The organism is Pseudoalteromonas sp. P1-30 (genome assembly GCF_001400005.1).
Taxonomy (GTDB): Bacteria; Pseudomonadota; Gammaproteobacteria; order Enterobacterales; family Alteromonadaceae; genus Pseudoalteromonas; species Pseudoalteromonas atlantica.
Genome location: NZ_LKBC01000012.1, coordinates 65114 through 91916 on the forward strand (window position 1 = coordinate 65114; position 26803 = coordinate 91916).

Genomic DNA, 26803 nt, shown 5'->3' on the forward strand with positions numbered 1-26803 from the left:
TTTAGCTTTTAGCATGCAGCACACCTCATTTAATACGGCGAGGTAGAGCGGCATGCTTCTATCTCATCGCGGGTCGGCTTTTTTAAAAATTTAACGCTGTGGCTCTTTTCGTCAATTTTAACTATATCCATAACGGCCATTTTTTTTAGCCAACCAAACATAGGTAAAAACTGCCATTTTTTTGCAAAGGTGTTGGCGTTATTACAAATATCTTCAGCGTAGTTTATAGGTGGCGTAAACTTGTCGTGGTATTGGTGCAGTACCCAATCATCAATGTAATTAAGCTTTATGTTGTTAACTTTACACTGCATAGCAAAGTCGGTGTCTTCAGCGCCGTAACCAATAAATTGCTCATCAAAGCCATTCACTTTATTAAAGTCACGTTTATTAATCGCAAAAATTAAAGACCAAAAAGTTAAAAAATCTACATTTTCGTTTATAGGCAGGCTTTTGCGTTTTGGATGATCAACAGCCTCCTCCACTAATAGCTCGTAGTTACCATTACAAGGCACATACGGTAAATACTTTGCCTTGGCACTTACCACTAATTTATGGGTTAATTTAGTCAGTAAGTTTTCAAAAAGTGTGGGAGAGCAAATACAGTCTACGTCTATAAATATAACGTTATTTTGCTGAGCATTTTTAACCCCAGTATTACGCGCTTTAGCGAGGGGTAAACCTATGCTTTGCATATATACATTTTTGGTTAAAAAAGAAGTGCTTGGGGTAACATTGTGGCTGTTTTTTTCATCCATCCACACCACCACCATATCGGTTGGGCGCAGCGTACTATTTTCTATACTATGAATAAGGTTAGCAAGTTGCTGGTGACGCCCTTTTACAATAGTAACGACTGAAAATTTATGGCTCAATTGCAACCTCCTCAACTAACGCAATAAATTCGCTAATAAACTGATCTGTATCACTTATTATTTGTGTTTTACTCATTTGGGTTTTTCTTGCATCAATTAATGCGGCCTCTATTAGGGCATTGTTTTGCTGTAAAAACGCTGAAAAAGGTAAATGCACGGCAAGATTATTTTTAGCTAACATACGCGCTTTTTCATCTTGCTCCTGGTAGGGTCGGTTTTCGGGTATAACAATCAGCTTTTTCCCCAGTGCTAACAACTGTGATACTGCATTATTGCCACCACTTGTAACTACAACGCTTGCAGTAATCGCTTGGTTTATATTAGCCACCATCCCTTTATAGGTTACTCCTTTAATAGGCTCGCCGTGGCAGCCAATAACCTCAACGTGATCTGTGTAATTAGTAAGTACACGTGCAATTAATGCCGCTCTTTGGGCATCTGTTATTAGCAAAGTAATATGATTGCCAAAACCTGTTTTTGAGGCGTTTTCACAATCTGTGAATTTTGATATAAACCCCAAATAATGGGTTTTATTAAAATAGCCGTAGTGAGGTGTTTCTAACTGCTTTGGGTACGGGGCGTATAATTTAGTCGCGCATTCATAGGCAAACACTTGAGTAGGGTCGCCACTAATATCACCCGAATGGCGCTGCATTAAAACAGGTATACCAATACTTCTGGCCATAATAGTGAGTTCGGCCGATACATCACTTATAAATAATACCGGTTTGTATTGCTGCGCTAATAAGTTAAAAGTTATAGAGCGCTCAAGTGGCGCTTCGCTATATTCTATTCCTTCAAACGCTGCGTTATAGCTCCTTTGCACTGAGCTTTGCCCTACCCATTTTGAAGGCAGCTTTTCAAAAACGCCCCGCTTACACACTTTATTTAAAGCCATTTTGACTTTTAAATCGCCATAGAGCACTACTACGTTATAGCTATTTTGAAGCTTATTTATAAGTAACTCAGCACGTGTAATGTGGCCCGCGCCATGATGATGAACATAAAAAAATACAGTCGGTAAATTTGGCTCATAATTTGGCTCATATAAGTGCTGCATATTCGGCCTCATAATTTGAAACAGTAACGTTAAAGTCGAAGTTTTTAGCAAATGATTGGCACGCTTGCGGCGTTATTTTGCCCAGCTTTTTAATGGCTGATACAGCTTCATCCACATTGTTTAGTGCGGTGCACACATTAGAAAATCGCAATTCTTCAGGTATGGCTGTTTTAAAGCCTACAACCGGTATGCCATGAGCAAGCGCTTCAATGGTTGTTAGGCCAAAAGGTTCGTGCCACTTTGAGGTTGCTAAAAATAAGCGAGATTTAGCAAGCTCTGCAAATAACTCATCATGTTTTAAATGCCCTAAATAACAAATGGAGTCTGTAAGTAAGGGTTCGACTTTAGCTTTAAAATATTCTTCATCTTCAATGGGGCCAGCTATAGATAAATTGCGCTGTAACTTTTGCGCTATTTGAATCGCCGATACTAGGTCTTTTTCGGCGTTAATACGGCCCATCCAAAACAAATCATGGGTTTTATTTTCCTCTAATACACATTCACTTTTGGGCATAGTAACACCATTTGAAATCACTTTAATTGCGCTACCAAGCTGAGACTCCCACTCTTTACACAACCGGTTAGACACGGCTATATAACGATGATCGCTACGCGCTTTATGCAGCTTATGTATTAAGCCAAGCTTTGGTGATACAGGGGCATGTAAAGTAATCACGCTTTTTATATTGTGCAGTAATGCAACATCATAAATCGCATGATAATAACTGTGGTAATGCACCACGTCGTAATACGAGTTGTCTATTAGCGCAAACTGGGCGGCCTGATACAGTTTTTGGCCTTCTTCTTCTGTGGTTATGTTGTCTTTCATGCGCAGGGGGGATTCATCTAACTGTAAAATGTTAAACTCGTTTTCTTCATCAGCGTCTTTACACAACACATCAACAGTGTGCCCTTTTTTACAAAGTGCGTTAGCTAAATTAGCAACAAAGGCCTCTGTACCCCCCTTAAAAGGTTGTCGCAAAGAAACTATAGGGCTTGCGACCATTAATATTCTCATGCAATTCTCCCTAATATATTGCTGTATTCGCTGCACATTTTAGCTATAGGGAAATTACGCGCGCTTTTAATTACATCATTTTTATTTAACGAAAAAGAAGCTTCAAGCGCGGCGGCTAAACTGTTTACGTTATTGCCTTTAGCAAGTACGCCTGCCCCTTCACTGACTATTTCAGCAAACGCACCGCGATTAAACGACACCACTGGCGTACCTGTTGCCATAGCTTCTAAAGTAGAAAGCCCAAATGGCTCATCCCAGCGGGTGCCAAATACAGCAGCTTTGGCATTTGCCAATTGGAGTTTAATACTGTGGTGATCAAGATGCCCTAAATAGCTATCGCAGGGCCTTAGCAAAGGCCGTACTACATCATCCATATAGTGTTTATCTGCGATGGGGCCGGCAAATTTAATAGCAATACCCATTTGTTGCGCTGTAGATATTGCTATATCAATGCCCTTACTCGGTAATATTCGGCCATAAGTAAACACATAATCTTGAGGGTTCTTTGTTACCTGCCAACGTTTAAGGTCTATACCATTGTAAGTAACTTCTACTTTGTCGTTTATAAAAGGCTTCCACGCCTCAGCTAAAGAATGCGACACTGCGGTGAAGTGTATAAACGGCGAGTAAGAAGCCAGCCCCACAACCGCTTTAAGTTTTGAATAAGGCGGCGTATGCAATGTGGTTAACATGGGAATGTTATGTTTACTGGCCCACAATATGGGGATGGGATTAAGAGAGTTATTATGTACTACGTCAAACTGCTCTTTAGTTATATCGGCCATTACCTTGAGCATAAAATCGTTTTCAACTATATCGGGATATTGTTGATATTGGCTGTTATCTATCTGAAACGATTTTAAATTACAGTTAACCTCGCTGTCTGGGTGAGCATACAAAGTAACCTCATACACTGATTGGTAGTATTCAACCAGTCCGCCAGTAAAGGCTTCTAGCCCACCAGCATAGGGCGATTTAATAGGAAATCGAGGGTGAGCTATAATCGCAAGTTTCATACTGCAAGCTCCTCGCGTCCGTGCGGCTTTTTATACAAAAGAACCAATGACGATTCCTTTTTACTTTTTGCAGTAAACATTTTTTTCATTAACAGCCAATCACTGCTTGGCGCTGTTTCAAAGGGTAAAAACTCTAATAAAGAATCTTTTTTAAATATTATGCTTTCCAGCGGCCTTTGATAGGTGCGATCTACTTTCTTTGTGTTATCAAAGTAATAAGGAGTAAAAACAAAGTCCTCTTCAAAGCCTTCGTTTATTAATTTAAAAGTGTGCTTTTCATCAAATACGTCATCATCTGTACGAAAAACCACAAAGTCACTCAACGTAGCTTGCAGCCCCACATTATAAGCCGCAAACCGACAGTTTAGCTGGTGATCAATATAAATAATGCTTGGGTCAATCGCCTTTAACCTTAGGCGTAAGTTATACCTTTGTTTGTACTTTTGCGTTGAATTATCAACAATGGTTATGATGCAGTTACTGGCGTATTTTTGTATTTCTTTAACCCGATCTATAACACCTTCATTGCAGTGGTAAGTTACTAACACAATGGCAGTTTTACAGTATCTTTTGCTTTTCATTATTCTTCCTTAGCCACATTTTTATTTAAAACCGCTTTAAACAAGGGCATTAATTTCCGTATCTATTACGCTAATAAATTAAGCGCTAACTTTTGTAATCGTTAAAATAAGCACTTAATTGCTTTAAGCGCAGCTCTAAGGCTAATTTTTCAGAGAGTTTCCAGTGTGGTAGTTTTTTTAAACGTGATTTGGCCGCTTCTAATTCAGCCCCCACTTCGCTTGTAGATAAAATTCTCATTTGTTTCACCTCATAATAAATATGCAGTCCATAAGAATTTATCAGCAAATAACAAGCCAAATAGGTACAGCTAAAAATCAAATATTTATTAATAAATATCAAAAGCTTATATTTTTAAAAAGTGGAAAGGTGTTTTTATAAAGGGGGGCATAGGCATATATTTCAATAAAATATGAAAATAATTCACAAAGCGCTTTAGCTTATAAATACTTAATCACTCGCGTTAAAAAAACGCTCTAAAGCAACAATAAACAGATTTAAATATAAAAAAGAATACAAAAGGAAGGGTAATTTAAATAGCTGCTAGTGGGACTCTCCCACTAGCAAGGCATGGCTAATAAGGCGTTTTATTTACTCAGCGCCCATTGCGCTTATGATTGAGGCGTAGTTTCAAAAGCCGGCACTTGGTGTAAATCGTTTAGCCATGTAAGCGTTGACTGCGACCAAATTTGCGCAGCTGGGGTAAACTCATCACGCTGATCAACTGCCCCTATGCGCAGGCCGTACACTCTATCGGCTTTTGCTTCGTTGGTTGCGTAAAGTGTAGTGCCGCACGTACCACAAAAACCTTGTGCGCGTTTATTACCGCTTTGTGCTGTTTTAACATACTCTTTTGGCTCGCCTTTAGTAAATACCACCGAGTTTGGCTCAGCCATAATTACGGCTCTAAATGGCCCACTCGACATGCGTTGGCAATCGCTACAATGACATACAAGTACGTTATTATTTTGCGACTGAGCTTGGTATTTAATTTCACCACAATAGCAGCTTCCGGTAATTTTCATTTTACTCTCCTTGAGTATGTTTAAAGGTGCTTAACCTAAATAAGCTAAAATAATTTTAGGTAGTTCTTGCGCGTATTGCTGCGCCGATAAATCACAGGCTATCGCAGGGGTTAAATCGTGATACAGCACTTTATCAAGCAATGAACTGACAATTAAAAATACTGCAGTACCTGCCGCCGTTTCGATCACTTTGGTATCTGTTTGGCTAATTAGTTGCGCTAACCGCTGATAAATTACTCGCCTGTTTATGTGTTTATCACTGCCTAATAACTCACTGTGTAAACGCGAATTTAAATGCAGGGTTCTAAATACCCCCTGCTGTGATGATAAAAACACATAGGTTTTATGGCATAAAGTGTTAACTACATCGTCTAAGTTTTTATAGTGCTGCGCCTCAAGCTCACTTACCCAGTTATCTAATGCAATACCAAAGTCTTGATACAGCATAGGCAGCAGCGACTCTTTATTTTTAAAGCGACGGTAAAACGTACCTACCGACACCTCGGCGTAATCGGCCAGCTCTTTTATACTTATGTGCTCAAAAAACTTACTTTTTAAACTGTGATGCAGCGCTTTTACTAGTTTTTCTTGGGTTTGTTGGCTGCGTTGTTGCTTAGGCGCCAAAAAAGGGTGTTCAGACATAAATTCAAACATGTTGAGTTGTAAACGCACGTACTGTGCAGCTTGTTAATATAAACAACAATACCCAGCCAGCAATTACATTACTCGCTGGGTAGTTATGTCGTTATTTTTGGCTATTTAAATAATCTACCGCTAATTGGCTAAGCGCTTTGGTACCCACTTTAAACGATGACTCATCGGCATAAAAATAAGGTGAGTGGTTACTTGCTACCGTTTTCAAGTCTTGATCGTCAGGCGTACCACCTAAAAATACAAATACACTAGGTATTTCTAGGGCATAAAACGAAAAGTCTTCTGCGCCGGTTATTTTACCCATTTCTTGCACGTTTTGTTTACCGGCTGCTTTTTCAAGGCTAGGTAACATTTGCGCAGTAAGTTCAGGGTTATTAACCGTTACTGGGTAACCTTCGTGAATATGCACATCGGCCGTTGCCCCCGATGATTTAGCAATATGTGTAGCGGTTGTTTTAATATTTTCAAAGATTTGCGCGCGATTATCCATATCAAAATTACGAATAGTGCCAACCATTTCAACTTCTTCAGGAATTATATTATTACGCACACCACCGGCAATTTTACCAAACGACACAATAGCAGGCTCTTTGGTTATATTTACTTGGCGGCTAACAATATGGTTAACGCCCGTTACAATTTGCGCAGCGGCAGCAATAGGGTCAACGCCTGTCCACGGTGCTGAGCCATGCGCTTGGCGACCATGTACAGTTATTTCAAAGCGATCGGCACTGGCCATAAACGGCCCACTTCGATAGCCAATTTTCCCCGTATGTAGGCTCGATGTAATATGCAGGCCAAATGCTACGTCAGGTTTATATTTTTTAAATATACCTTCTTTAAGCATTAGCTCTGCACCGCCCTCTTCGCCTAAAGGTGCGCCCTCTTCAGCAGGCTGAAACACAAACATGATGTTGCCATGCAATTCATCTTTCATATTTGCTAATACTTCGGCTGCGCCCATTAGCATAGCTACGTGCGTGTCGTGGCCACAAGCGTGCATTATGCCTACATCAACGCCACGGAAATTTGTGGTTTTGGTTGATTTAAATGGCACATCTGTTTTTTCTGTTACCGGTAGCGCATCCATATCGGCGCGTAGCATTACTGTAGGGCCAGGCTTTGCGCCTTTTAAAATACCAACAACACCGGTGTAAGCAATATCGGTTTGTACTTGCATACCTAACGACTTTAAATGTTTAGCCACAATGCCTGCGGTACGCGTTTCGCGATTACCAAGCTCAGGGTTTTGGTGAAAGTCGCGTCGCCATTCAATTACCTGCTGCTCTACATTTTTAACGTGTTGATCAAGGTTTGCCTGCGCGTTAAACGCACCAAGTGCAGCAAAACCTAATGCCACCGAAAGTAGTGATTTTTTCATCCTGATTTCCTTTATTATTTTAATGAAGCCCAACAACCGATTTAGTGTTATCGAAAAGTGCTGTTGAGTTATAGCCTACACCATTTTTAAATACAGTTTCCATATTACGGATAGCCGACGCATCTTTAGCAAAGTCGCCATTAACAATAACCAAGTCGGCATGTTTACCTACTTCAATACTACCTATTGTATTTTGCTTATTTAAATACTGCGCTGCATTTAACGTAGCTATTTTTATTGCTTGTGGCTGCATAAACCCAGCCTCTACGAGTAATTCAATTGCACGCTGGTTGGAAAAGCCAGCAATAACGCCGCCATAACCTGTTGGGTCGGTGCCCACCATTAATTTACCACCAGCGGCTACAAACATTTTTTCTAGCTGCATCATTTTTTTAAATACTAAAGGCCAACTAGATTCGCTCTGCTTTGCTATTTTTTCAAAGCGCGACTCGTACTGATCACGTACTTGCGGTATTAATGCATCAAGTGCTTTTGGGTAGGCTTTAGGGCGACCTTTAGTAAAGGTTTCAAATACAGTAAGTGTAGAGGTAAGTACTACATTTTTAGCCACTAAGTAATTTATTAGACTCGTTACTTCTGGCGAGTTTATATCTAACTCAACAAACGATTGCTGTACGTCTTTATTACTTGGGCATACATCTTTTTGTTTGTTTTTAACAAAGTCGGTGGCGGCAAAAAAGCCATGTTCTAGGTTATCAATACCTAAAGCGGCTGCTTCGCGGTATGTAACTGAACATAAATGAGCCGTTACTTTGTTATTTTGCTCGTGCGCTTTTTTAATAACAACATCAAGCTCATTTTGATTAATATGCATATACGCTTTATATGAGGTAACCCCCTCTAAGCCCCAGTAGTCCATCATTTTTTTAGCATCGTCTGCATCGCGTAGCGACTTTATTTTTAAAATAGGTAAACCGGGGCCATTTAAATACGGCGCCGTTACATCTATATCTGGGCCTAAACTTTTACCTGCGTTTACATCATCTCTTAATTTTAAATCAGCATATGGTGCAGTGGTGCCTGCAGTACGAATTGTGGTTGCACCGCCTGCTAAATATAAACGCGGAAAGCTGTAGAGCATTTCGGTGTAATGTGCTTTACCGGTAGGATAAAACATGTGCTCGTGCATCATCACCAAACCCGGAATTAATGTTTTTCCACTACCGTCAATAATATTCACACCTTTAGCGACGCCTACTTCTGCTGTGGCGCCTATATTCACAATTTTATTTTTATTTATTACAACCGTTTGATTAGTTTGTGCCGGTTTGCCGGTGCCATCGATTAACGTGATATTTTTAATTGCATAACGCCCCGCTTGATAACGTACAAATTGCTCATCAACTGCATAACTTGTAAAGCTAGTTAAAGCGCAAGCAATTAATAATAAAGATTTTTTAATTTTTTTAAATGCGTACATAGATATACTCATAGTGTGTGCTCATCTTGGTAGAAGACATTACTATAAATGCACCACCTAAAAATGTAAATCTGGATTCACATTTTAATTCATCATACTTTAATAAATCTTTTTTACTGTACTCTTTTTAAATTACACGGAATGACCATGAAAAATCGAATCGCTAAAAAGCACGTTTTAAAATCAACATTGGCACTGACTATTGCACTCGCATTGAGTGGCTGCGACATTGATGATGACGATAATAACGACCCTGTCGTTGTAGAAACACCAGAGCCTGCACCGGTTACTTTGCGCGTGATGGAAACAACCGACATACACATGTATTTATCTAACTACGATTACTTTGCACAAGCCCCCTCAGAAACCTTAGGGTTTGTTAATACCGCTACCCTTATAAAAGAAGCCCGCAATGAAGTGCAAAACAGTGTACTTGTTGATAATGGTGATTTAATTCAAAACAGCCCGCTTGGCGATTACGAAGCGATTGTACGTAAAGACGATATTTTAAATGGCGCAACCCATGTGGCCTTTAAAGCAATGAACTTGCTTGATTACGATGTTGCTAACTTAGGAAACCATGAGTTTAATTTTGGCTTAGAGTTTTTAGATGCCACATTAAGTGGTGCCGACTTCCCGTATATTAATGCCAATGTATACGTTGATGATGGTGATGATGACGACAGCAACGATGAAAACCGTTACACACCGTACTACCTTCAAGATAAAACCGTATTTGATATAAACGGCAACGAACAAACAATTAAAATTGGTTACTTAGGCCTTACCCCACCGCAAATTATGCAATGGGATAGCGCGCACTTACAAGGTAAGGTCATTGCTAAAGATATTGTTGCTACTGCTGAAAAGTTCATTCCACAAATGAAAGCACAAGGCGCCGATATTATTATTGCCATTCCGCACTCTGGGTTAACAGCCAGCGCCCAAGAAGACCTCGCTGAAAATACGGCCCTTTACCTGTCTAAAGTAGATGACGTAGACGCCATATTGTTTGGTCATAACCACCGTTTGTTTCCAGGTGATTCGTCGTACGATGGCTATGAATCGGCGGGTATTGATAACGTAAACGGTAAACTTAATGGCGTACCGGCTGTTATGCCTGGCTTTTTTGGCAATAACTTAGGGGTTATTGATTTAATTGTTGAGCCAAACGATGAAGGCGGCTGGGAAGTAACCAGCTCAAAAGTAGAAACCCGCGCCATTAGTGGTACAGATGAAAACGGCGACTTTGTTGATTTAGCTGCTGTAGATACCGATGTAGCTGCCGCAATTGAGCTTGAACACCAAGCAACGATTGATTGGGTGAGCGAACCATTTGCTGAAATTTCAAACCCAATTTATAGCTTTTTTGCTTTGGTACAAGACGATCCGTCAATTCAAATAGTATCAGATGCACAAATAGCGTGGGGTAAAGCGTTTATTCAAGGCACTGAGCTTGATGGCTTACCCGTGCTTTCGGCAGCAGCCCCTTTTAGAGCTGGCCGCAATGGTATTGAAGATTACACCAATGTAAAAGCAGGTGATATTACCTTACTAGATACCGTTAGTTTGTATGTGTTTCCAAACACTATTCGTATGGTAAAAGTAACAGGTAGCGATGTTAAAGAGTGGCTTGAACGCTCTGCAGGTCAGTTTAATCAGATTGATGTAAACAGCAGCGCTGAGCAAAACCTACTCGATACCACTTTTCCCACTTTTAACTTTGACATTATTGACGGCGTTACCTTTGAAATTGACGTCACTCAGCCAAAACGATACGACAACGATGGGGTATTAATAAGTGAAAACAATTCGCGCATTACTAACTTGCAATACCAAGGTGAAGCGATAGATTTAGAGGCAGAGTTTTTAATTGTAACTAATAACTATCGTGCATCGGGCGGCGGTAACTTCCCGGCGATTGACGGTACTAGCCGTGAAACATTTGAAGGCCCAGATGAAAACCGCGGTGTGCTGCGTAGTTACATTATTAGCGAAGCCGCTAAAAGTAGCACGGGCAGTATTGACCCTTCGGCCGATAATAACTGGCGCTTTAGCACCGTGACCACCAGCACAGAGCTAAACGTTGTGTTTAGAACATCACCGCTTGATGAAGTAGCTACTATTGCACAAACACTCCCTGCAGTTGCGCCTACCTCACCACTTAAAACAGACGAAAATGGTTTTGCGCTATACACCATAGATTTAAAGCAATAACCTTTAAGGCATAAAAAAGCCAGCTTAGCAGCTGGCTTTTACTTAACCTAAACCCTTAATTATTTAGCAATATACACACTATAGCTTAGCCCTTTTAAAGTGACCGTTAACTTGCCATTTTGTTGCTCAAGTTGCTCGGCAGCTACAAGAGGCGAAAAGTGTTTATACGGGCTATTAAACTCTATTGTTTGTGGCGTTTTTTCGCTATTAAACACAATAATATACGCCTGCTCTGCACCTTTTACTGTGCGTGAAAACGCAAACATGCCAGTGTTTTTAGCAAAAAATAAGTCGTTGTATTCACCGCGGCGAAGCCCTTCGTGATTTTTTCGTAACTTACTTAATTGCGCAATAGTTTTAAATAATGGGTGCTGCTGGTTAAAGTTATTATCGGCCGTTGTTTGCGTGGTGCCTATAAGGTTATTGTCGTTATAGCTTGCAACATTTGATGCAAACATATCTTCGCGTGCATCAATATCGTGGCCATCGCCTGTAAAACCTTGTTCATCGCCATAATAAATAACCGGTATACCGCGAGATAAAAACATAAATGCATGCGCTAATTGGCTGCGCTTTAATTTAAGCTCATCACTTTCGTGATCAAATGTTTGGTTTATAAATAAGCCAGGTCTGCCCATGTCGTGGTTCCCTAAAAAGGTCATAAGTAAATCGGCTTGGCTGTCTTCATCTTGGTATAGTGAGTCTTGTGCAAATAGCTCGCTAATGGCGCTTGGGTTCTGTCCTTTAAAAAACACATCGGCCGCTATTTTTTGAAATGCAAAATCAAGCACCGATGGAATTTTACCTTCTGTAGTAAATACACTTAGGTTTTTAGGATTAGGGTCGTACACCTCACCAAACACATGAAAATTTGGAATCCCTTGCGCTTTAGCGTAATCAATAATAGCAGGTGTAAATGTTTGCCAAAACTCAAGATTAACATGGCGTACGGTATCGATTCTGAAGCCGTCGGGCTTAAACTCTTTTATTAAATTTTGATAAATATCGACCATGCCGCTCACCACCTGCGGATGCTCTGTTTTTAAATCGTCTAGGCCGTTAAAATCACCATTAAGTGAGCTTTCACCACTAAAGGTGCTGTCGCCTTGGTTGTGATAATAATCGACATTGTTTAGCCACTGTGGGTACTTAACATTTTTTAAGTGCTCAGGAATAAATGGGCTATACGGCTTAGGGTTATTTAGCGCTTTATACTCACAATGCGTTAAACCTGCTTTAAATTGACCGTTTGGCATGTGGCATTCGTCGTAACGAATAATATCGGCTGTGTGGTTAGTAATAATGTCAAAAAATACTTTAATGCCTTTTTTATGAGCTGCATCAATTAGCTTTTTTAAAGAAGCATTCCCACCAAAATGCGGGTCTATTTCGCTAAAATCGACAATCCAATAACCATGGTGCGCAACACCGTCTGATTGAATCGCTTGGTTGCGTAATAAAGGCGTCATCCAAATTGCTGTAACCCCTAGCGCTTCTAAATAGTCGAGCTTTTGTTCAATGCCTTTTATATCTCCACCATGAAAACCACTGGTGGTTGTTAAATTTAACCCACCAGCCGAAATAGCATGCTCATTGCTGCCATTATCGTTTTGCGGATCGCCATTATTAAAACGATCAGGTAATACAAAATAAAATATATCGTCGCGTACATCGCGCTGTAAATAATTATCAGTGCTTGCAGTGTTTGCGTTATCGGCCGCTGGTGGCTGATTACTTTTACAGGCCGTTAATGTCACTACAGTGCTTAGTAAAAATGTTGTTAGTGTGTTTTTTATCATTTTAGTGCTCCTTTACTAAACTATGGCAACTCGCAACCTTTTACACTTTCGTAAAGTGCATACCAATGAGCGGCCGTTAATTGTATTTTGTTTACTTGTGCACACGCTTTAATACGCGCAGTGTTAGTAGTCCCTATAACAGATTGAATGTTTGTAGGGTGCCTGTTTAACCATGCCAGTACAATGGCTTCTGCACTTGTTTCGTACTGCGCAGCTAAGCTTTGTACTAATTGGTACGTGTTTTTAATACGGGTTTCAGCGCCGGTTATATCAGCACCCGAAAACAACCCTTGGCATAAACTTCCCCACGCCTGCAGCTGTATATTTTCGTGCTGGCAAAACTCGATTAAGCCCGGCGTAAAGTTAATATTTGCGCCTTGCGCGTTACCAGCATATATGCCCTCTTCAACCCAGTCATTTTTTAATAAGCTCATTTCTACTTGATTCAAAATAAGTGGCTCTGACAGGGCTTGTTGAATGGCTTTTATTTGATGTTGCTGCATATTAGACACCCCTAAAAAACGTACCTTGCCTTGGCTTTTTAGTTTTTTATAAGTGCTAGCAATTTCCTGAGGGCACATGAGTGGGTCGGGTCTGTGCAGAATAAGTACATCTAAGTAGTCTGTTTTTAGCTGCGCTAAACTTTTATTTACACTTTGCTCTATCCACTGTCCTGAAAGGTCATAACGCTTTGGGCCATGCTCATCTTCAAAGCGAATACCGCATTTAGATTGAATAATTAACTTATCACGGTCGGTGCGCGTTTTTAAAACTTCACCAAATGCCTGCTCTGCTTTACCAAAAGTATAAATATCAGCATGGTCAAAGTAATTAATGTTATTTTCAAGCGCTGCCTCTACTACTGTATGTGCTTGGTTTATATCGGCTTTGGTTATTGGGTTGTTATTCCAGCCACCACCCAAGCCCATACAGCCATAAATAAGTTCGCTAGCATTGGGTATAAATTGAGAAATAGTTTTATTGGTCATGAGTTATCGGTATTAAAAAAGAGTGACTTGTAGTTTACCGATTAAATTATTCAACTAAATACTAAAAATAAAACTCATTATTTGCTATAACAAACAATAAAAACACAGTGCTCATTTAAATGCTGAGAGAACATAAAAAATTTGAACGGTTATTTTTGTTTAACGAAGTAGCCAAACACTTAAGCTTTTCAAAGGCAGCTTTAGCGCTTGGGATCTCCCGAGGGTATTTGTCTGAGCAAATAAAAGCGCTCGAAAAAGAATACCAAAGAGCTCTACTTATTCGCACAACCCGCAGTGTAAAGCTCACCCCGCAGGGAAAGCATGTGCTTAGTTGTATGGGAAATATTAAAACCACATTATTAGAGCTTGAACGAACCTTAGCCCATGAACACGAGGCTATTGCCGGCAACATTAGAATTACCGCGCCGAGCCAATTTACCAATAGATACCTGCTAACTATTTGCGAGCAATTTAACCAAGAGTACCCTGATGTTAAATTTAATATAGACTGCAGCTACACCCCTCACAATTTGATTCAAAGCAATTACGATATTGCATTTAGATCAACCCTTAATCCGCCCCAAAACATGATTGCCAAAAAGCTATTTAGTTATAAACAGGTGTGCTGTGCCTCGCCTAGTTATATTGCTAAAAATGGTGAGCCAAGCGACGTTGAAGATTTATTAAAGCATAGCTGTTTAACCAGCACGCAATTTAGCCTGTGGCATTTTTCCGATAGGGCCATTGAGCTTGAAGGAAAGCTAAGCATTAACGATAACCACATGCTTAAAAACCTTGCACTGCAAGGTCAAGGAGTTATATACACCCCGGAGTATTTAGTAGATTTAGAAATTAACGCGCACACTTTAAAGCCGCTATTAACGCAGTTACAGTATCCGCAATCTGATGTGTATTTAATTCACCCTCAGCTAATTAACGAATCAGCACGTATTAGCCATTTTATTAAATTTACCACTAACTGGTTTAGAAACTAGCTTACCAATTACTTTGATATTGAGATAACTGGTTTACTAAATAATCTACTAAAGCTTTAACAGTTGGGCTTAACGATCGTTGAGACGGATAAAGTAAATTAATAGGCAGTGGGCTTGGCGCGTATTCACTTAGCACCTCTACCAGCTCACCGCTTTTAAGCGCTTGGTTAACGTAAAAATTAGGTAATTGCGCTACACCTTGGCTTGCTAAAGCAAACGCTTTTAAACTTTGTGAGTCGTTAACCTCTAAACTACCTGAGACTTTTACAATGGTATTCTTACCATCAAGCCTATAACTCCAACGCTTTGCGTTAGCGACAACCGTGTTTATAAGGCAATTAAAATTTTTTAGATCATATTAAAACAATTAAGCCTATTTCAGCACCTGAAAAATAAACATCTTTACCTACCTGACTAATTAAGTGCTAGGATAATGGCTTGAAATACTGATAACTTGCAAACCTAACTATGAATTTAAATCAGCTCGATCTAAACCTTCTTATTATTTTAAAGCAGCTTTTAAACGAAAAACATATTAGCAATACCGCCTTAACCTTAGGCATGAGCCAACCTTCTATAAGCCGCTCGTTAAGTAAATTGCGCTCCTTGTTTGACGATCAATTATTAATAAGAATGGCTGGAGGGTATGAGCTAACACCAAAAGCGCAATCAATTCAGCAAGACCTAAATTCTATTTTAAATATGGTAGAAACACTGGTTAATAAGCAAACCTTCGACCCTAAAACCAGCACAGCCACCATAAAACTGTTTGGCCTACCGCCGCAAATGCATTTATTTATAAAAACAATAATTAAAGATGTTCGCGAGCAAGCGCCTAACATCACCCTTGAAATAGACACCCTGCCTAAGCCGCAGTTTTCTGATTTGCTTAAAGGCGATACGCACTTTGTGATTACTGGCCACAAGCCCGCTAATTCAGAGGGTAAGTTATATCAACAGCCGTTGTTTGAGCGCGAGTTTAAATTAGTAATGGCTCGCTCCCACAGGCTGGCTAAACAAGAATTAAGCGTTGATTTATTGCGTGATTGTAATTTTGGGCAAATATCAATTCAGGGTGAAAAAGCATTAACTATTGCACAAAATTTTGCTGCGCTAGGCATTGATAATATAGCGACGCCAATACGCTTAAAAAACTTTTACAGTATTGGCAGCATTGCTGAAAACACTGATTTAATATTTTATGTGCCCAATCATTTTGCTGCAGATGTGTGCCAACAGCATGACGTAGTTGCCAGAACCCCGCCCCCAGAGCTTAGCTCAGAGTATGCACAAGTGGCTTTATACTGGCATCAACGCCACCATAATGACCCTGTATGTCAATGGTTTAGAGAGCTTGTAAAAAATAAAGTATTTGAAGTTTAAATAACTGTTATTCATGTAGGGTATGTATTTTAAATTGCCATTTAAGGCAGCGAACGGTTTAATACGAATCATTCTTAATAATATTAAAATTAGATAAACATACTCACCATGAAAAACACGCTCCCATTTAATAAGCACGCGCTTAACGTTGTTATTGGTACTTTGTGTACTGGTATGTCATTCATAAGCTTAGCGGAACAAGCTCCCGATACCTCTGAAACCATTGAAGTATGGGGCACAACAATTACTAATGACTCGCTACTACAAGACGATATTGAAAGAAAACAAGCCAACCATTTAAGTGATTTACTGCGTGACCAAGCTGGTATTGACGTAGGTGGCTCGCACTCTATTGTACAAGGTATTAATATTCGTGGTGTTGACGATTTAGACCTCAACATTACTGTTGATGGTATTAGCCAAAACAATAATATGTTCCACCACTCAGGAAACTTACTTATTAATGCTGATATTTTAAAAGCAGTAGATATAAAAGTAGGGACTAACTCGGTGCTAACTGGCGGCCTTTCTGGTGGTGTAGCCTTTGAAACCAAAGATGCTAAAGATTTACTAGAGCCAGGTGAAGATTTTGGCGCGCGCTTATACACAAACTTAGGTACTAATGATTACGCAGGTGGCTCTGCTGCGGTATATGGTCAGCTAACCGACAACATAGACGCCCTTGCCTACTACACCTACACCGACAGAAATAACTTTGAAAACGGCAATGGTAAAGAAGTTACAGGTAACGAAGGCCGCACGGTAGATGGCATATTCAAGCTCGGCTGGGATGTAAACGAGAGTAACCGTTTAGTGTTCTCATACGACAGATATAACGATGAAGGCGATTACTACGTAAAAACCAACTTTGGTGCTGGCTTTGCTGAAGATTCAGACGCGCAAACAGAAGATATTGACTACACACGTACCAGCACTTCACTTGCCTACGAGCTAGATAAAGGCGATGCCATTACCCTACGCGCTAGCGTTTATCGCAACGAACTAAGCTATATTGCACTAGGAACTGAGGGTAACTCTGAGCATACGGGCTACACTGCCCTTGCAACATCTAAAATTGCACTTGCTGGATTTAACCATACATTACGCTATGGCGGCGAGGGATATGAGCAAGTATCAAAACGTATCGAAAACCACGTACAAACCAATAAAGACACTGCCGACTCACACGCTATTTATATTGAAGACGAAATCGCTGTAACTGATCAGTTATTTGTAACCCCTGGCGTGCGTTACAACTACTTTAAAGTAGATATGTACTCAGCCGGTACTAACGATTCGTTAGATAAATCGTGGAACGAGTTAACGTTTGGTTTAGCGGCTAAATACCTAATTAACGATAACTGGAGTGTTAACGCAAGCTCTACAGAGCTTTTTCAAGGCCCTGGCCTGCGTGAAAGCTACGTTGATTACAGCACTAACTTTGATAAAGACCTAAAAGCAGAAACCGGTGTAAATAACGCCATTGGTTTTGCCTTTAAAGATCAAAACATTATGGGCTTAGACTCATTTGGTTTTTCATTAAACCTGTTTAAAACCCGTATTGAAGATTACATAGACAACTGGGCAATTGGTAAAGGTCGCCCAATTGGTACCTATGAAAACTCGGGTGATTACGATATAGATGGTTTTGAATCAACGCTTTCACTGCGTAAAGCGCTATTTAGTGCGCGTTTAAGTTACTCTAAGTCAGACTCTGAACAACTAGAGACAGGCGAGCAACTGCGTTATGAAGTAGGTGATAGCATTTCACTAAACCTTGGCTACGAAGTACCAAAATACGACTTGAAATTTAACTGGACCAGCCTAGTTAACAGAACTGATAACTCAGTATCAAGCGGTGCTGATATTCATAAAGTGGGTTATCAGGTTCATAACATCAGCATGCAGTGGCTACCAAGCCAGCTTGAAGCACTAAGCATGACCTTAGGTGTTGAGAATATTTTTGATAAAACGTATTACTCTCACGCTTCATACTCAAGCGACACAGTGCAAGATTACGAAGCGGGTCGTAATGTTAAATTAAGCGCGTCTTACGTTTTTTAATTTAATAATTTGCGCATGATTTAAGGCTCAATATTTTATTGAGCCTTTTGCTGTTTAAGGGGGGCGTACCTTAAATAGCGTCAACCATACCAATCCGCAATAATACTTAATCATTTTTAGGGGCTAAACGTGTCGCTATCTGCGTTAAAAAACTCTCATTTACGACTGCATGGATGCAGAAGATAGAGCAATGCAGGAGCAATTGCCGAGAACAACTAAATAGCGAATTTTTTGCCTTGCTATCAACACGTTTTTCCATCCTCAAAATAGTTCACTTAATTATGCGGATTGGTATTATAAATAAATTATTTCAGGGTCAATAATGTCTGATTGGAAACAAAACTTACAAAAGTTCCGTTATGTAATGGACACCTTACTGCTTATTAGCTTTATGCTAGTAAGTGCACCTCAAGCCACTGGCATCCCTTTACACGAATGGTTTAGCCTATTTTTTATTATCCCTTTTGTTATTCACTTACTACTGCACTGGGATTGGGTAACACGCAGCTTTAGCCGTTTATTTGCCAATATAACAGCACGCGAGCGCTTTAATATAGTGTGGGATTACCTACTTTATATAATGATGTTATTAGTATTTGTGAGTGGCTTTTTAGTGTCGGTGACTCTACTACCTGCACTTAATATTAGTTTAAACATTCAAGACTTTTGGTCGAAAATACATCACGATTCAGCCACCTTTATTATGCCCATGCTAGGTGTGCATTTAGCGCTTAATTTTTCTTGGATAGTAAAACTGACTAAACGCATGTTTGCCAAAGAGGCTAAATAATGAAGCACCTAAAACAACAGTGGAAAACCCGCACCAGCATTGTGTTAGTTGTATCTGTTTTAGTGAGCCTTTTACTGGTTAGTTTAGAGCTCACCGACTGGGCCGCACAAATAAATCAGCAGGGATACTCCCACGGTACAGCTGAGTGTGAAAAGCCGAAAATAGCCCCTATTTTGATGTACATTTTACCCTTTGTAAAAGAGCTTATTTTAATAGGCGTACCTATGTTACTTACTTTAGGGATTGCTAAACTATTAGGCTTAATAAAAAGGATGGTTAAAAACAAAGTCTGAATACGAATGCAACACGTATCAAAAACCGGCGTTTATAGATACATTGCTAAGTTAGTATGTCTATAAGCGCAGGTTTTTATGAGTTATAAACCAAGTAATTACACACTCCAACACATCACTTTTCTACTTGGCACATTAATTATAGGTGCTGTATTAATAAGCTTTAAAGCTAATGCCGAAAAGGCAATTCCTTTTCAATCGCAATGGCTAAAAAACCACTATGCTGAGCGTATAGCCCATTTTAAGCTACAACCTTTACGCAAAGGCGATATTGTATTTATTGGCGATAGCATTACAGAGCAAGGGCTAAATTGGAGCATACGGTTTAACGACCTACGCGTAAGAAACCGCGGTATTAGTGGCGATATGACCTACGGTGTTTTAGCGCGTTTAAACGAATTAAAAGCAGCCCCGCCTAAAGCTATATTTTTAAAAATTGGCGTTAACGATATTTTTAATTACCATTATATAAAGCAAGTTAAAGACTTAGCATCGGTAAGTGAAAATATCGAAAAAATAGTGACTCAGCTCAATAAATCACTCCCAAATACACAAATTTATGTACAAAGTATTTTGCCCGATCATCGCGATTTTATAACGCAAATGGCGCAAACGGTTAACCAACAAATTAAAGCAATTGAGCACGCAAATTTTACCTATATAGACTTGCATCCCGCATTTTTAGGCCCTCAAGGCATGCTTAATGAAACGCTCACTACCGATGGCACCCATTTGAATCAGGCAGGCTACGCCCTTTGGGCTAAACAGCTTGCACCAATAATGAAAACCTTAAAATGAAGAGTTTATTAATTGCTATATTAATGGCGGCAAGCTTTACGTGTGAAGCCAGTAAAGCACCTTTAAAAAGCTACCCTACCGGCGCGACTAAAGCTGTTATTTTTAGCTACGACGATGGTGTTATACAAGACAAAAAGCTCGTGGAACTATTTAATAAGTACCAGGTTGTTGGCACATTTAATTTAAACTCAGGTTTATTTGCTAAAAAGCTACCGTGGATGAAAGCCTTTACCGGTAAAGAGGGCGAATATATAAAGCAAAGTGAAGTAAAAACACTTTATAAAGGCCATGAAATAGCAAGCCACAGTTACTCACATCCGGGCTTTGCGGGCTTAGATACAGCAGAATTAAAATTACAATTAGCCCGCGATAAGCACATTTTATCGCCCATAAAAGGCAGCCCCTTACACTCTTTTGCATACCCTTTAGGCTCTTACTATAAAGCCGCGATGACATTAGTAAAGCAAGCAGGCTTTACTAATGCCCGAACAGTAAACGACGCCCTTAATTTTGAGCTCCCTACCAACTACATGGCATGGAACCCAACCGTTCACCACACAAACGCAATGCCATTAATAGAGCAATATATTGCGCTTAAAAGCAATAAGCTCACTGTAATGATGATTTGGGGCCATTCGTGGGAATATGACAAAAACACTAAAAATAATAACTGGGATTACGCTGAAAAGCTCGTTCAGACAATCTCAAATAAAGATGATATTTGGTATGTATCGGCTGGAGAGTTCATCGCGTTTTTAGAAGACAAATAAGCGTGCGCAGTGCTAAGTAAAGCTCATATAAGCCCATTTTAATGAAGTAAGAGTAATTAATTCATCCTGAAGCAGTATCCATCGTTAATCCATTAACTCACTTCGAGTAACTGCGAAACTTCGTTTCGGTTCACTCTTACCTAGCGGGCGGACTACCACTGATATTAGCGCCACTCTGAGTGGCGCTCGAGTCCGTCCCAACACAAATTTCAGGCATAAAAAAACCCTAACCAATTTGGTTAGGGTCATAAAAAGTGGTACCAGCGGCCGGGCTCGAACCGGCACGCCTTTCGGCAGGGGATTTTGAATCCCCCATGTATACCAATTTCATCACGCTGGCGTCATTTTTCTTTAACCTTCTAAACACGAGAAGATAAAGAAAAACCACTTTAGAGCTCAGGATTATTTATGTGCCTTCGTCTCTATGCCAAGCATTATACAAACAATAGGGGTGGCAGCAAGCGTTTTATGACATTAGCCTGATCAACCGCTTAACATTTAGACAGCCTGTGCAAAATGTCGTTTACTGGTTAAAGTATTAAATACAGCTAATAGTAACGCCAAGGTATATCACTGAACTATAGCGCTTAGTATTTGTGAGCTTTTTTGCTAAACTAGCGCGCATATTAACAGTGAGAGTGTATTTATGTCGGGTGAGTTTCCACGAGCTGGTTTTTGGCGTCGTTTTGCGTCGTTAGTTTATGATACGTTAGCTATTATTGCGTTTGCTATGTTAACGGTTGTGCTCTATTTGTTTGCCGTACAAGGGCTTATTTCACTTGATATTATTAGTTTAAATGGTGCTGAAGATGTATCGGCACTTATTCAAGAGTCACTGCTGCTGTCGAGTATTCGAAGCGCCCTACTTGTTAGTGTTACCTTAGTATTTTTTGGCTATTTTTGGACTAAAAGCGGGCAAACTATTGGCATGCGCGCATGGCGTTTAAAAGTACAAACTAGTGAAGGAAGCTTAATTAGTTGGCCACAGTCTATTGTTCGCAGCCTAAGTGCCCTGCTTGGCTTAGGTAACCTTGTGGTATTAATTGATTTTAAAAACAAAAAAGCGCTGCAAGACTATGTCTCAAAAACTGAGGTAATTACTCTTACAAAAGAAGAAAACAAACGTATTTACCGCGAGCTAGATTAATACCTATTTATACCAATGCGCAATAATACTTAATTATTTTGCTGGGCTAACTTGTCGCTACCTGCGTAAAAAAATGCTCATTTACGACTACATGGATGCAGAAGGTAGAGCAATGCAGGAGCAATTGCCGAGAGCAACTAAATAGCGATTTTTTTGCCTAGCTATCAACAGGTTTTTCCAGCCACAAAATTGATCACTTAATTAAGCTGATTAGTGTTAGTTTTTGAATAACGCATTATAAAAACAAAAAAGGTGACCATAGGTCACCTTTTTAGTATTAAATAAGCGCTTATAACGGCTATACCCGCTTATTCATCATGTACGTAGCAAAGCCTATAAATAGTATACTTGGCAGTACCGCGCCAATAATAGCGGGTATTTGATAAACCATTACCACAGGGCCAAATATCTCATTTATTAAGTGAAATACAATTCCCGTTACTACACCCATAATGATACGCGCACCCATAGTAACGGTACGTAACGGGCCAAATATAAACGACAGTGCAACCAGTAGCATTACGGCAACAGACACTGGCTGCATTAGCTTACGCCACAAGGCCAGCTCATAGGTGCTGGTATCTTGCTCATTTTGCTGTAAGTACCCTAAGTATGACCAAAGCCCTGTAAAGGAAAGCGACTCAGGCTTTACCGATACAACACCAAGCTTTTCGCCCGTTAATTGCGAAGGGTAAAACTCTTCATCAATGTGTTCACTGCTTATTTGCTCATCACTAATATGAACCTTGTTTACATCGCGTAATAGCCAACCTTCATCACGACCAATGGCCACTTTAGCTTTGGTTATTTGAGTTAAATCGAGTGACTTATCAAATTGATACATGTGCACACCGTTTAAACGGCCGTTTTGATCTACATCTTCAATATTAATAAAATTGTTGCCATCTTTAGCCCATACACCTTTTTGTGCATTGAATACATCGCCGCCATAAATTGCCTGATTACGCATTTCTTTGGCGTGTTGTTGCGCCTCTGGTGCGCCCCACTCACCAAGAGCCATCATACACACAGCCATAAACACGGCGGTTTTCATTACCGAGCCTATAATTTGCAAGCGCGACATACCCGCAGCTTGCATTACCACCAGCTCACTGTTTGAAGCCAGTGCACCTAAGCCTGTTAAGCCACCAATAAGCGCGGCCATCGGGAAGAATATAACTAAATCGCCCGGCATACTGTAAAAAGTGTAAAGCGTTGCGGTCATTAAATCGTAACTGCCACGACCAACCGACTTTAGCTGATCAATAAACTTAATTAATGTACTAATCCCTACTAGCACCAACAAAGCAAATCCGGTGGTTTGTAAAATGCTGCGGCCTAAGTACCAATCGAGTGTTTTCATCATGCGCTTAACTCCCGTTTTGTTACAACGGCTTTAAGCCAGGCGCCCAAAGGGCGACCTTTTATAATTAATAAACTACCTATAAATAAAGCGCTTAAGTGAATCCACCACAAACCAATTGAAGGCGGTATTTTGCCATCTTCTACGGCAAATTTTGCAGCATTGAGTAAGATAAAATAACCTAAGTACAAGCTAATGGCTGGCACTAATTTAGCAAACTTACCTTGGCGCGGATTAACCACACTTAGCGGTACTGCTATTAATGTTAGTAACGGAATAGAAAGCGGTATTGCAATACGCCACTGCCACTGGGCTATAGATTCAGAGGTATTGAGTGGCAATAGTTGATTAGTAGGTATTGCTTCTAATTTACGGCGCTGATGCTCTATTTCTTGCTCGCGTATTTGTACGCTGTAGCCATCAAACTGCGTTAAATTAAGAGCCGGTGTTTTGCCATCGGTTTCGTAGCGTTTGCCATCAGTTAGCACTAATTGTTGCTCGCCATTTATTGCCTCTACCACCACGCCTTGTTCGGCATACACTAAACGTGCAAGGTCATCTTTTTCGGTATCGGGCAGTTGCGCTACAAATACTTTGTTAAGCTCTTTACCGCCGTTTTCAATGTTATGAATAAACACCACGGCTTTTTCATTACCGGTTTGTTGAAACCGCCCAGCCCTTAACGCAGATAAACCCGCATCGGCTTTAGCTTGCTCTTTTAATTGGTACTCTTGCTCACTCGCCCACGGCGCAAGGTACATGGTGAGAGAGGCGGCTAATATAGCCAAACCCACACTCGAAATTAAAGTAACGCGTACCACATACCATTCACTCACCCCACAGGCTTTAAGAACGGTCATTTCGCTGTCGGCGTAAATACGGCTGTAGGCTAAAATAATGCCCAAAAATATACTCAATGGCAGGATCAGCGAAGCTAATTGCGGCAGTTTAAGCGCAATCATCGATAATACTAACTTGGCAGGAATGCTCCCTTCAGAGGCATCTCCTAAAATAACCACAAACTTTTGTGACACAAAAATGGTCATTAAAGTTAAAAATACGGCGACCTGCGATTTTAAAACCTCAGCGGTCAAATAACGAAAAATAAGCAATGCTCGCCCCTGTTAAACATAGAATTTCACTACAATAGTGATAATTTGATAATAAAGTAGCTATTTTACCCAGTTTTATCTGGTAAATAAGTCGTTATTATAAGCTAACAAAATTAATTATCCTACCTAAGTGCACGATATATTGTTGCATTAGTAGCCCTTAAACATATAAAGTTCAATCAAACAGAAAGAGTCAGAAAAAATCAGCTAAAATTAAGATTATCTCTACATAAGTTACGTAGCGAAGACTAGATTTTATTTTTTTAGCCCCAATTAATAACGTATATGACTCACAACCAGGAGTAACAATGGAATTTAACGTAAAAAGTGGTAGCCCAGAAAAACAACGCAGCGCGTGTATTGTCGTTGGCGTTTACGAACCACGTAGGTTATCCCCCATTGGTGAACAACTCGATAAAATCAGCGATGGTTATATCTCAAATTTACTACGCCGTGGCGACCTAGAAGGTAAGCCGGGGCAAGTGTTATTATTGCATCATGTACCTAACGTTTTAAGCGAGCGCGTATTGCTTGTTGGCTGTGGTAAAGAGCGCGAGCTTGATGATAAGCAATATAAGCAAATAATTTCTAAAACAATTAATACCTTAAACGAAACCGGCTCAATGGAAGCGGTGTGCTTTTTAACAGAGCAACACGTTAAAGGTCGTGATACCTACTGGAAGGTTCGCCAAGCGGTAGAAACAACACAAGATTGCCTATACACATTTAACCAGCTAAAAAGCAAAAAAGTAGACCCTCGTCGTCCACTTCGTAAAATTGTGTTTAACGTACCAACGCGTCGCGAGCTGACCATTGGTGAAAGCGCTATTGAGCATGGTTTAGCCATTGCCGCAGGTAGTAAGCTATGTAAAGACGTAGCCAACATGCCACCTAATATTTGTAACCCTGCTTATTTAGGCGAACAAGCGCAAGAGCTGGCTAGTAATTTTGACAACATCACCGTTGATATTATTGGCGAAGAGAAAATGGCCGAACTAGGTATGAACTCGTACTTAGCAGTTGGTCGCGGCAGTGATAACGAATCGGTTATGTCGGTTATTAACTACAAAGGTGCAAGCGATGAGCAAGCGCCTATTGTGCTAGTAGGTAAAGGCTTAACGTTTGACTCAGGCGGTATTTCAATCAAGCCAGGCGAAGCCATGGATGAAATGAAATACGACATGGGCGGCGCAGCCGGTGTAATTGGCGCTATGCGCGCACTGGCACAAATGCAGCTACCTATTAACGTAATTGGTGTTTTAGCCGGCTGTGAAAACATGCCAAGCTCTAACGCGTATCGCCCTGGCGATATTTTAACAACCATGTCGGGGCAAACCGTAGAAGTGCTTAATACTGATGCTGAAGGCCGATTAGTATTATGTGATGCGTTAACTTACGTTGAGCGTTTTGACCCAGATACAGTAATTGACGTAGCAACACTAACAGGCGCATGTATTGTTGCCCTTGGTGCACACGCAACAGGTTTACTGTCAAACCACAACCCACTTGCGCATGATTTATTAAAAGCGTCTGAGCAAAGTGGCGACCGTGCATGGCAGTTACCGCTGTGGGATGACTATCAAGATCAACTCGATAGCCCATTTGCCGATTTTACAAACTTAGGTGGGCGCTCTGCTGGTACTATTACCGCAGCGTGTTTCTTATCTAAGTTTACTAAAAAGTATAACTGGGCTCACTTAGACGTAGCCGGTACCGCGTGGCGCAGTGGCGCTAAAAAAGGCGCAACGGGTCGCCCTGTTCCTATGCTTACTCAGTATTTATTAAACCGAGCGGGTGTAAGCGAAGCTACGCACGACTAATAACCTAATTAACCTGAGCCTTATTTAGAAAAGTCGCTCAGCAGGTATTTTAGCGCTAACAGCGTTAAATTTATTTGCCATAGGCAAAAATATTTTAACCAGAGCTTAGGTTATTTAACTTGTATTAAGGCGCCATTTGGCGCCTTTTTTATTGCTGTAATTATCTGGGTATTAATTGAAGCAAACCCCGTTATATGGCAAAATCTGCCTCTTAATT

At 40.3% G+C, this 26803-nt stretch carries 24 protein-coding genes, 1 tRNA gene and 1 pseudogene; 10 read left to right on the forward strand and 16 right to left on the reverse strand.

Annotated elements, in window-relative coordinates:
* Positions 1 to 29: 29 nt before the first annotated feature.
* The 10 genes from AN395_RS15475 to AN395_RS15515 form a co-directional block, all read right to left on the reverse strand.
* On the reverse strand, positions 30 to 872 hold the full coding sequence (locus tag AN395_RS15475) for a glycosyltransferase family 2 protein (protein WP_054983521.1): 843 nt from the start codon (positions 870 to 872) through the stop codon (positions 30 to 32).
* Positions 862 to 1932 (reverse strand): glycosyltransferase, encoded by a 1071-nt coding sequence (locus tag AN395_RS15480; protein ID WP_054983522.1) that lies wholly within the window; start codon positions 1930 to 1932, stop codon positions 862 to 864. The genes AN395_RS15475 and AN395_RS15480 overlap by 11 nt, the downstream gene beginning before the upstream one ends.
* Positions 1916 to 2950 carry a glycosyltransferase gene (locus AN395_RS15485; protein ID WP_054983523.1) on the reverse strand — a complete coding sequence of 345 codons (1035 nt, stop codon included), beginning with the start codon at positions 2948 to 2950 and terminating at the stop codon, positions 1916 to 1918. The genes AN395_RS15480 and AN395_RS15485 overlap by 17 nt, the downstream gene beginning before the upstream one ends.
* Positions 2947 to 3966, reverse strand: coding sequence for a glycosyltransferase (locus AN395_RS15490; RefSeq protein ID WP_054983524.1), 1020 nt, complete (start codon positions 3964 to 3966; stop codon positions 2947 to 2949). The genes AN395_RS15485 and AN395_RS15490 overlap by 4 nt, the downstream gene beginning before the upstream one ends.
* Positions 3963 to 4547, reverse strand: coding sequence for a glycosyltransferase (locus AN395_RS15495; protein ID WP_054983525.1), 585 nt, complete (start codon positions 4545 to 4547; stop codon positions 3963 to 3965). The genes AN395_RS15490 and AN395_RS15495 overlap by 4 nt, the downstream gene beginning before the upstream one ends.
* A gap of 85 nt (positions 4548 to 4632) precedes the next feature.
* Positions 4633 to 4785, reverse strand: a complete 153-nt coding sequence (locus AN395_RS19490; RefSeq protein ID WP_024031649.1) for a hypothetical protein — start codon at positions 4783 to 4785, stop codon at positions 4633 to 4635.
* A 371-nt stretch (positions 4786 to 5156) separates the two neighbouring features.
* Positions 5157 to 5570 carry a GFA family protein gene (locus AN395_RS15500; RefSeq protein WP_004588484.1) on the reverse strand — a complete coding sequence of 138 codons (414 nt, stop codon included), beginning with the start codon at positions 5568 to 5570 and terminating at the stop codon, positions 5157 to 5159.
* A 30-nt stretch (positions 5571 to 5600) separates the two neighbouring features.
* Complete coding sequence (locus tag AN395_RS15505; protein ID WP_095206673.1) at positions 5601 to 6242, reverse strand: TetR/AcrR family transcriptional regulator; 642 nt, start codon at positions 6240 to 6242, stop codon at positions 5601 to 5603.
* A gap of 73 nt (positions 6243 to 6315) precedes the next feature.
* Positions 6316 to 7605, reverse strand: coding sequence for a M20 family metallopeptidase (locus AN395_RS15510; protein ID WP_054983526.1), 1290 nt, complete (start codon positions 7603 to 7605; stop codon positions 6316 to 6318).
* A gap of 19 nt (positions 7606 to 7624) precedes the next feature.
* Positions 7625 to 9058, reverse strand: a complete 1434-nt coding sequence (locus AN395_RS15515) for an amidohydrolase family protein (RefSeq protein ID WP_054983527.1) — start codon at positions 9056 to 9058, stop codon at positions 7625 to 7627.
* Between the two features lie 135 nt (positions 9059 to 9193).
* Here AN395_RS15515 and AN395_RS15520 point away from each other — a divergent pair, with 135 nt between their 5' ends.
* Positions 9194 to 11263, forward strand: a complete 2070-nt coding sequence (locus AN395_RS15520; RefSeq protein WP_095206674.1) for a bifunctional 2',3'-cyclic-nucleotide 2'-phosphodiesterase/3'-nucleotidase — start codon at positions 9194 to 9196, stop codon at positions 11261 to 11263.
* Positions 11264 to 11322: 59 nt separating this feature from the next.
* Here AN395_RS15520 and AN395_RS15525 read toward each other — a convergent pair whose 3' ends face one another.
* Both AN395_RS15525 and AN395_RS15530 read right to left on the reverse strand, forming a co-directional pair.
* Positions 11323 to 13062, reverse strand: coding sequence for an alpha-amylase family glycosyl hydrolase (locus AN395_RS15525; RefSeq protein ID WP_054983528.1), 1740 nt, complete (start codon positions 13060 to 13062; stop codon positions 11323 to 11325).
* Positions 13063 to 13082: 20 nt separating this feature from the next.
* Entirely contained in the window at positions 13083 to 14051 is a 969-nt protein-coding gene (locus tag AN395_RS15530; RefSeq protein WP_054983529.1) for an aldo/keto reductase family oxidoreductase, read from the reverse strand.
* 119 nt (positions 14052 to 14170) lie between these two features.
* On the opposite strand from AN395_RS15530, the gene AN395_RS15535 reads away from it, so the two are divergent.
* Positions 14171 to 15046, forward strand: coding sequence for a LysR family transcriptional regulator (locus AN395_RS15535; protein WP_054983530.1), 876 nt, complete (start codon positions 14171 to 14173; stop codon positions 15044 to 15046).
* A 1-nt stretch (position 15047) separates the two neighbouring features.
* Here AN395_RS15535 and AN395_RS15540 read toward each other — a convergent pair.
* Positions 15048 to 15389: pseudogene (locus AN395_RS15540) on the reverse strand (LysR substrate-binding domain-containing protein); the annotation flags it as partial.
* A gap of 125 nt (positions 15390 to 15514) precedes the next feature.
* On the opposite strand from AN395_RS15540, the gene AN395_RS15545 reads away from it, so the two are divergent.
* The 6 genes from AN395_RS15545 to AN395_RS15570 all read left to right on the forward strand — a co-directional run bounded on the left by AN395_RS15545 (position 15515) and on the right by AN395_RS15570 (position 21144).
* The gene (locus AN395_RS15545; RefSeq protein ID WP_024031645.1) at positions 15515 to 16429 is read left to right on the forward strand and encodes a LysR family transcriptional regulator; all 915 of its coding nucleotides are present in this window, start codon (positions 15515 to 15517) and stop codon (positions 16427 to 16429) included.
* Between the two features lie 108 nt (positions 16430 to 16537).
* Positions 16538 to 18493 carry a TonB-dependent receptor domain-containing protein gene (locus AN395_RS15550; RefSeq protein ID WP_054983531.1) on the forward strand — a complete coding sequence of 652 codons (1956 nt, stop codon included), beginning with the start codon at positions 16538 to 16540 and terminating at the stop codon, positions 18491 to 18493.
* Between the two features lie 322 nt (positions 18494 to 18815).
* A complete protein-coding gene (locus AN395_RS15555; protein ID WP_054983532.1) occupies positions 18816 to 19283 on the forward strand; it encodes a DUF4405 domain-containing protein in 468 nt (155 codons plus the stop codon).
* On the forward strand, positions 19283 to 19576 hold the full coding sequence (locus AN395_RS15560; protein WP_054983533.1) for a hypothetical protein: 294 nt from the start codon (positions 19283 to 19285) through the stop codon (positions 19574 to 19576). Before AN395_RS15555 ends, AN395_RS15560 begins: the two co-directional genes overlap by 1 nt.
* Positions 19577 to 19654: 78 nt before the next feature.
* Positions 19655 to 20374, forward strand: a complete 720-nt coding sequence (locus AN395_RS15565; RefSeq protein ID WP_054983534.1) for a GDSL-type esterase/lipase family protein — start codon at positions 19655 to 19657, stop codon at positions 20372 to 20374.
* The gene (locus tag AN395_RS15570; protein WP_054983535.1) at positions 20371 to 21144 is read left to right on the forward strand and encodes a polysaccharide deacetylase family protein; all 774 of its coding nucleotides are present in this window, start codon (positions 20371 to 20373) and stop codon (positions 21142 to 21144) included. Before AN395_RS15565 ends, AN395_RS15570 begins: the two co-directional genes overlap by 4 nt.
* 255 nt (positions 21145 to 21399) lie before the next feature.
* Here the strand turns inward: AN395_RS15570 and AN395_RS15575 are convergent.
* A tRNA-Leu gene (locus AN395_RS15575) sits at positions 21400 to 21484 on the reverse strand.
* A 306-nt stretch (positions 21485 to 21790) separates the two neighbouring features.
* Here AN395_RS15575 and AN395_RS15580 point away from each other — a divergent pair.
* A complete protein-coding gene (locus tag AN395_RS15580) occupies positions 21791 to 22291 on the forward strand; it encodes an RDD family protein (protein WP_054983536.1) in 501 nt (166 codons plus the stop codon).
* Between the two features lie 298 nt (positions 22292 to 22589).
* Here AN395_RS15580 and lptG read toward each other — a convergent pair whose 3' ends face one another.
* Positions 22590 to 23657 (reverse strand): LPS export ABC transporter permease LptG, encoded by a 1068-nt coding sequence (lptG, locus tag AN395_RS15585; protein WP_031289389.1) that lies wholly within the window; start codon positions 23655 to 23657, stop codon positions 22590 to 22592.
* Positions 23654 to 24766, reverse strand: a complete 1113-nt coding sequence (lptF, locus tag AN395_RS15590) for an LPS export ABC transporter permease LptF (protein WP_024031637.1) — start codon at positions 24764 to 24766, stop codon at positions 23654 to 23656. Before lptF ends, lptG begins: the two co-directional genes overlap by 4 nt.
* Positions 24767 to 25074: 308 nt before the next feature.
* Between lptF and pepA the strand changes: the two genes are divergently transcribed.
* The gene (gene pepA, locus AN395_RS15595) at positions 25075 to 26586 is read left to right on the forward strand and encodes a leucyl aminopeptidase (RefSeq protein WP_029772475.1); all 1512 of its coding nucleotides are present in this window, start codon (positions 25075 to 25077) and stop codon (positions 26584 to 26586) included.
* Positions 26587 to 26803: the final 217 nt, after the last annotated feature.

Coding starts and splice junctions, on each gene's coding strand:
- AN395_RS15480 (WP_054983522.1), bottom strand. CDS start 1,932: ATGCAGCACTTATATGAGCCAAATTATGAGCCAAATTTACCGACTGTA.
- AN395_RS15485 (WP_054983523.1), bottom strand. CDS start 2,950: ATGAGAATATTAATGGTCGCAAGCCCTATAGTTTCTTTGCGACAACCT.
- AN395_RS15490 (WP_054983524.1), bottom strand. CDS start 3,966: ATGAAACTTGCGATTATAGCTCACCCTCGATTTCCTATTAAATCGCCC.
- AN395_RS15495 (WP_054983525.1), bottom strand. CDS start 4,547: ATGAAAAGCAAAAGATACTGTAAAACTGCCATTGTGTTAGTAACTTAC.
- AN395_RS19490 (WP_024031649.1), bottom strand. CDS start 4,785: ATGAGAATTTTATCTACAAGCGAAGTGGGGGCTGAATTAGAAGCGGCC.
- AN395_RS15500 (WP_004588484.1), bottom strand. CDS start 5,570: ATGAAAATTACCGGAAGCTGCTATTGTGGTGAAATTAAATACCAAGCT.
- AN395_RS15510 (WP_054983526.1), bottom strand. CDS start 7,605: ATGAAAAAATCACTACTTTCGGTGGCATTAGGTTTTGCTGCACTTGGT.
- AN395_RS15515 (WP_054983527.1), bottom strand. CDS start 9,058: ATGAGTATATCTATGTACGCATTTAAAAAAATTAAAAAATCTTTATTA.
- AN395_RS15520 (WP_095206674.1), top strand. CDS start 9,194: ATGAAAAATCGAATCGCTAAAAAGCACGTTTTAAAATCAACATTGGCA.
- AN395_RS15525 (WP_054983528.1), bottom strand. CDS start 13,062: ATGATAAAAAACACACTAACAACATTTTTACTAAGCACTGTAGTGACA.
- AN395_RS15530 (WP_054983529.1), bottom strand. CDS start 14,051: ATGACCAATAAAACTATTTCTCAATTTATACCCAATGCTAGCGAACTT.
- AN395_RS15535 (WP_054983530.1), top strand. CDS start 14,171: ATGCTGAGAGAACATAAAAAATTTGAACGGTTATTTTTGTTTAACGAA.
- AN395_RS15545 (WP_024031645.1), top strand. CDS start 15,515: ATGAATTTAAATCAGCTCGATCTAAACCTTCTTATTATTTTAAAGCAG.
- AN395_RS15550 (WP_054983531.1), top strand. CDS start 16,538: ATGAAAAACACGCTCCCATTTAATAAGCACGCGCTTAACGTTGTTATT.
- AN395_RS15555 (WP_054983532.1), top strand. CDS start 18,816: ATGTCTGATTGGAAACAAAACTTACAAAAGTTCCGTTATGTAATGGAC.
- AN395_RS15560 (WP_054983533.1), top strand. CDS start 19,283: ATGAAGCACCTAAAACAACAGTGGAAAACCCGCACCAGCATTGTGTTA.
- AN395_RS15565 (WP_054983534.1), top strand. CDS start 19,655: ATGAGTTATAAACCAAGTAATTACACACTCCAACACATCACTTTTCTA.
- AN395_RS15570 (WP_054983535.1), top strand. CDS start 20,371: ATGAAGAGTTTATTAATTGCTATATTAATGGCGGCAAGCTTTACGTGT.
- AN395_RS15580 (WP_054983536.1), top strand. CDS start 21,791: ATGTCGGGTGAGTTTCCACGAGCTGGTTTTTGGCGTCGTTTTGCGTCG.
- lptG (WP_031289389.1), bottom strand. CDS start 23,657: ATGATGAAAACACTCGATTGGTACTTAGGCCGCAGCATTTTACAAACC.
- pepA (WP_029772475.1), top strand. CDS start 25,075: ATGGAATTTAACGTAAAAAGTGGTAGCCCAGAAAAACAACGCAGCGCG.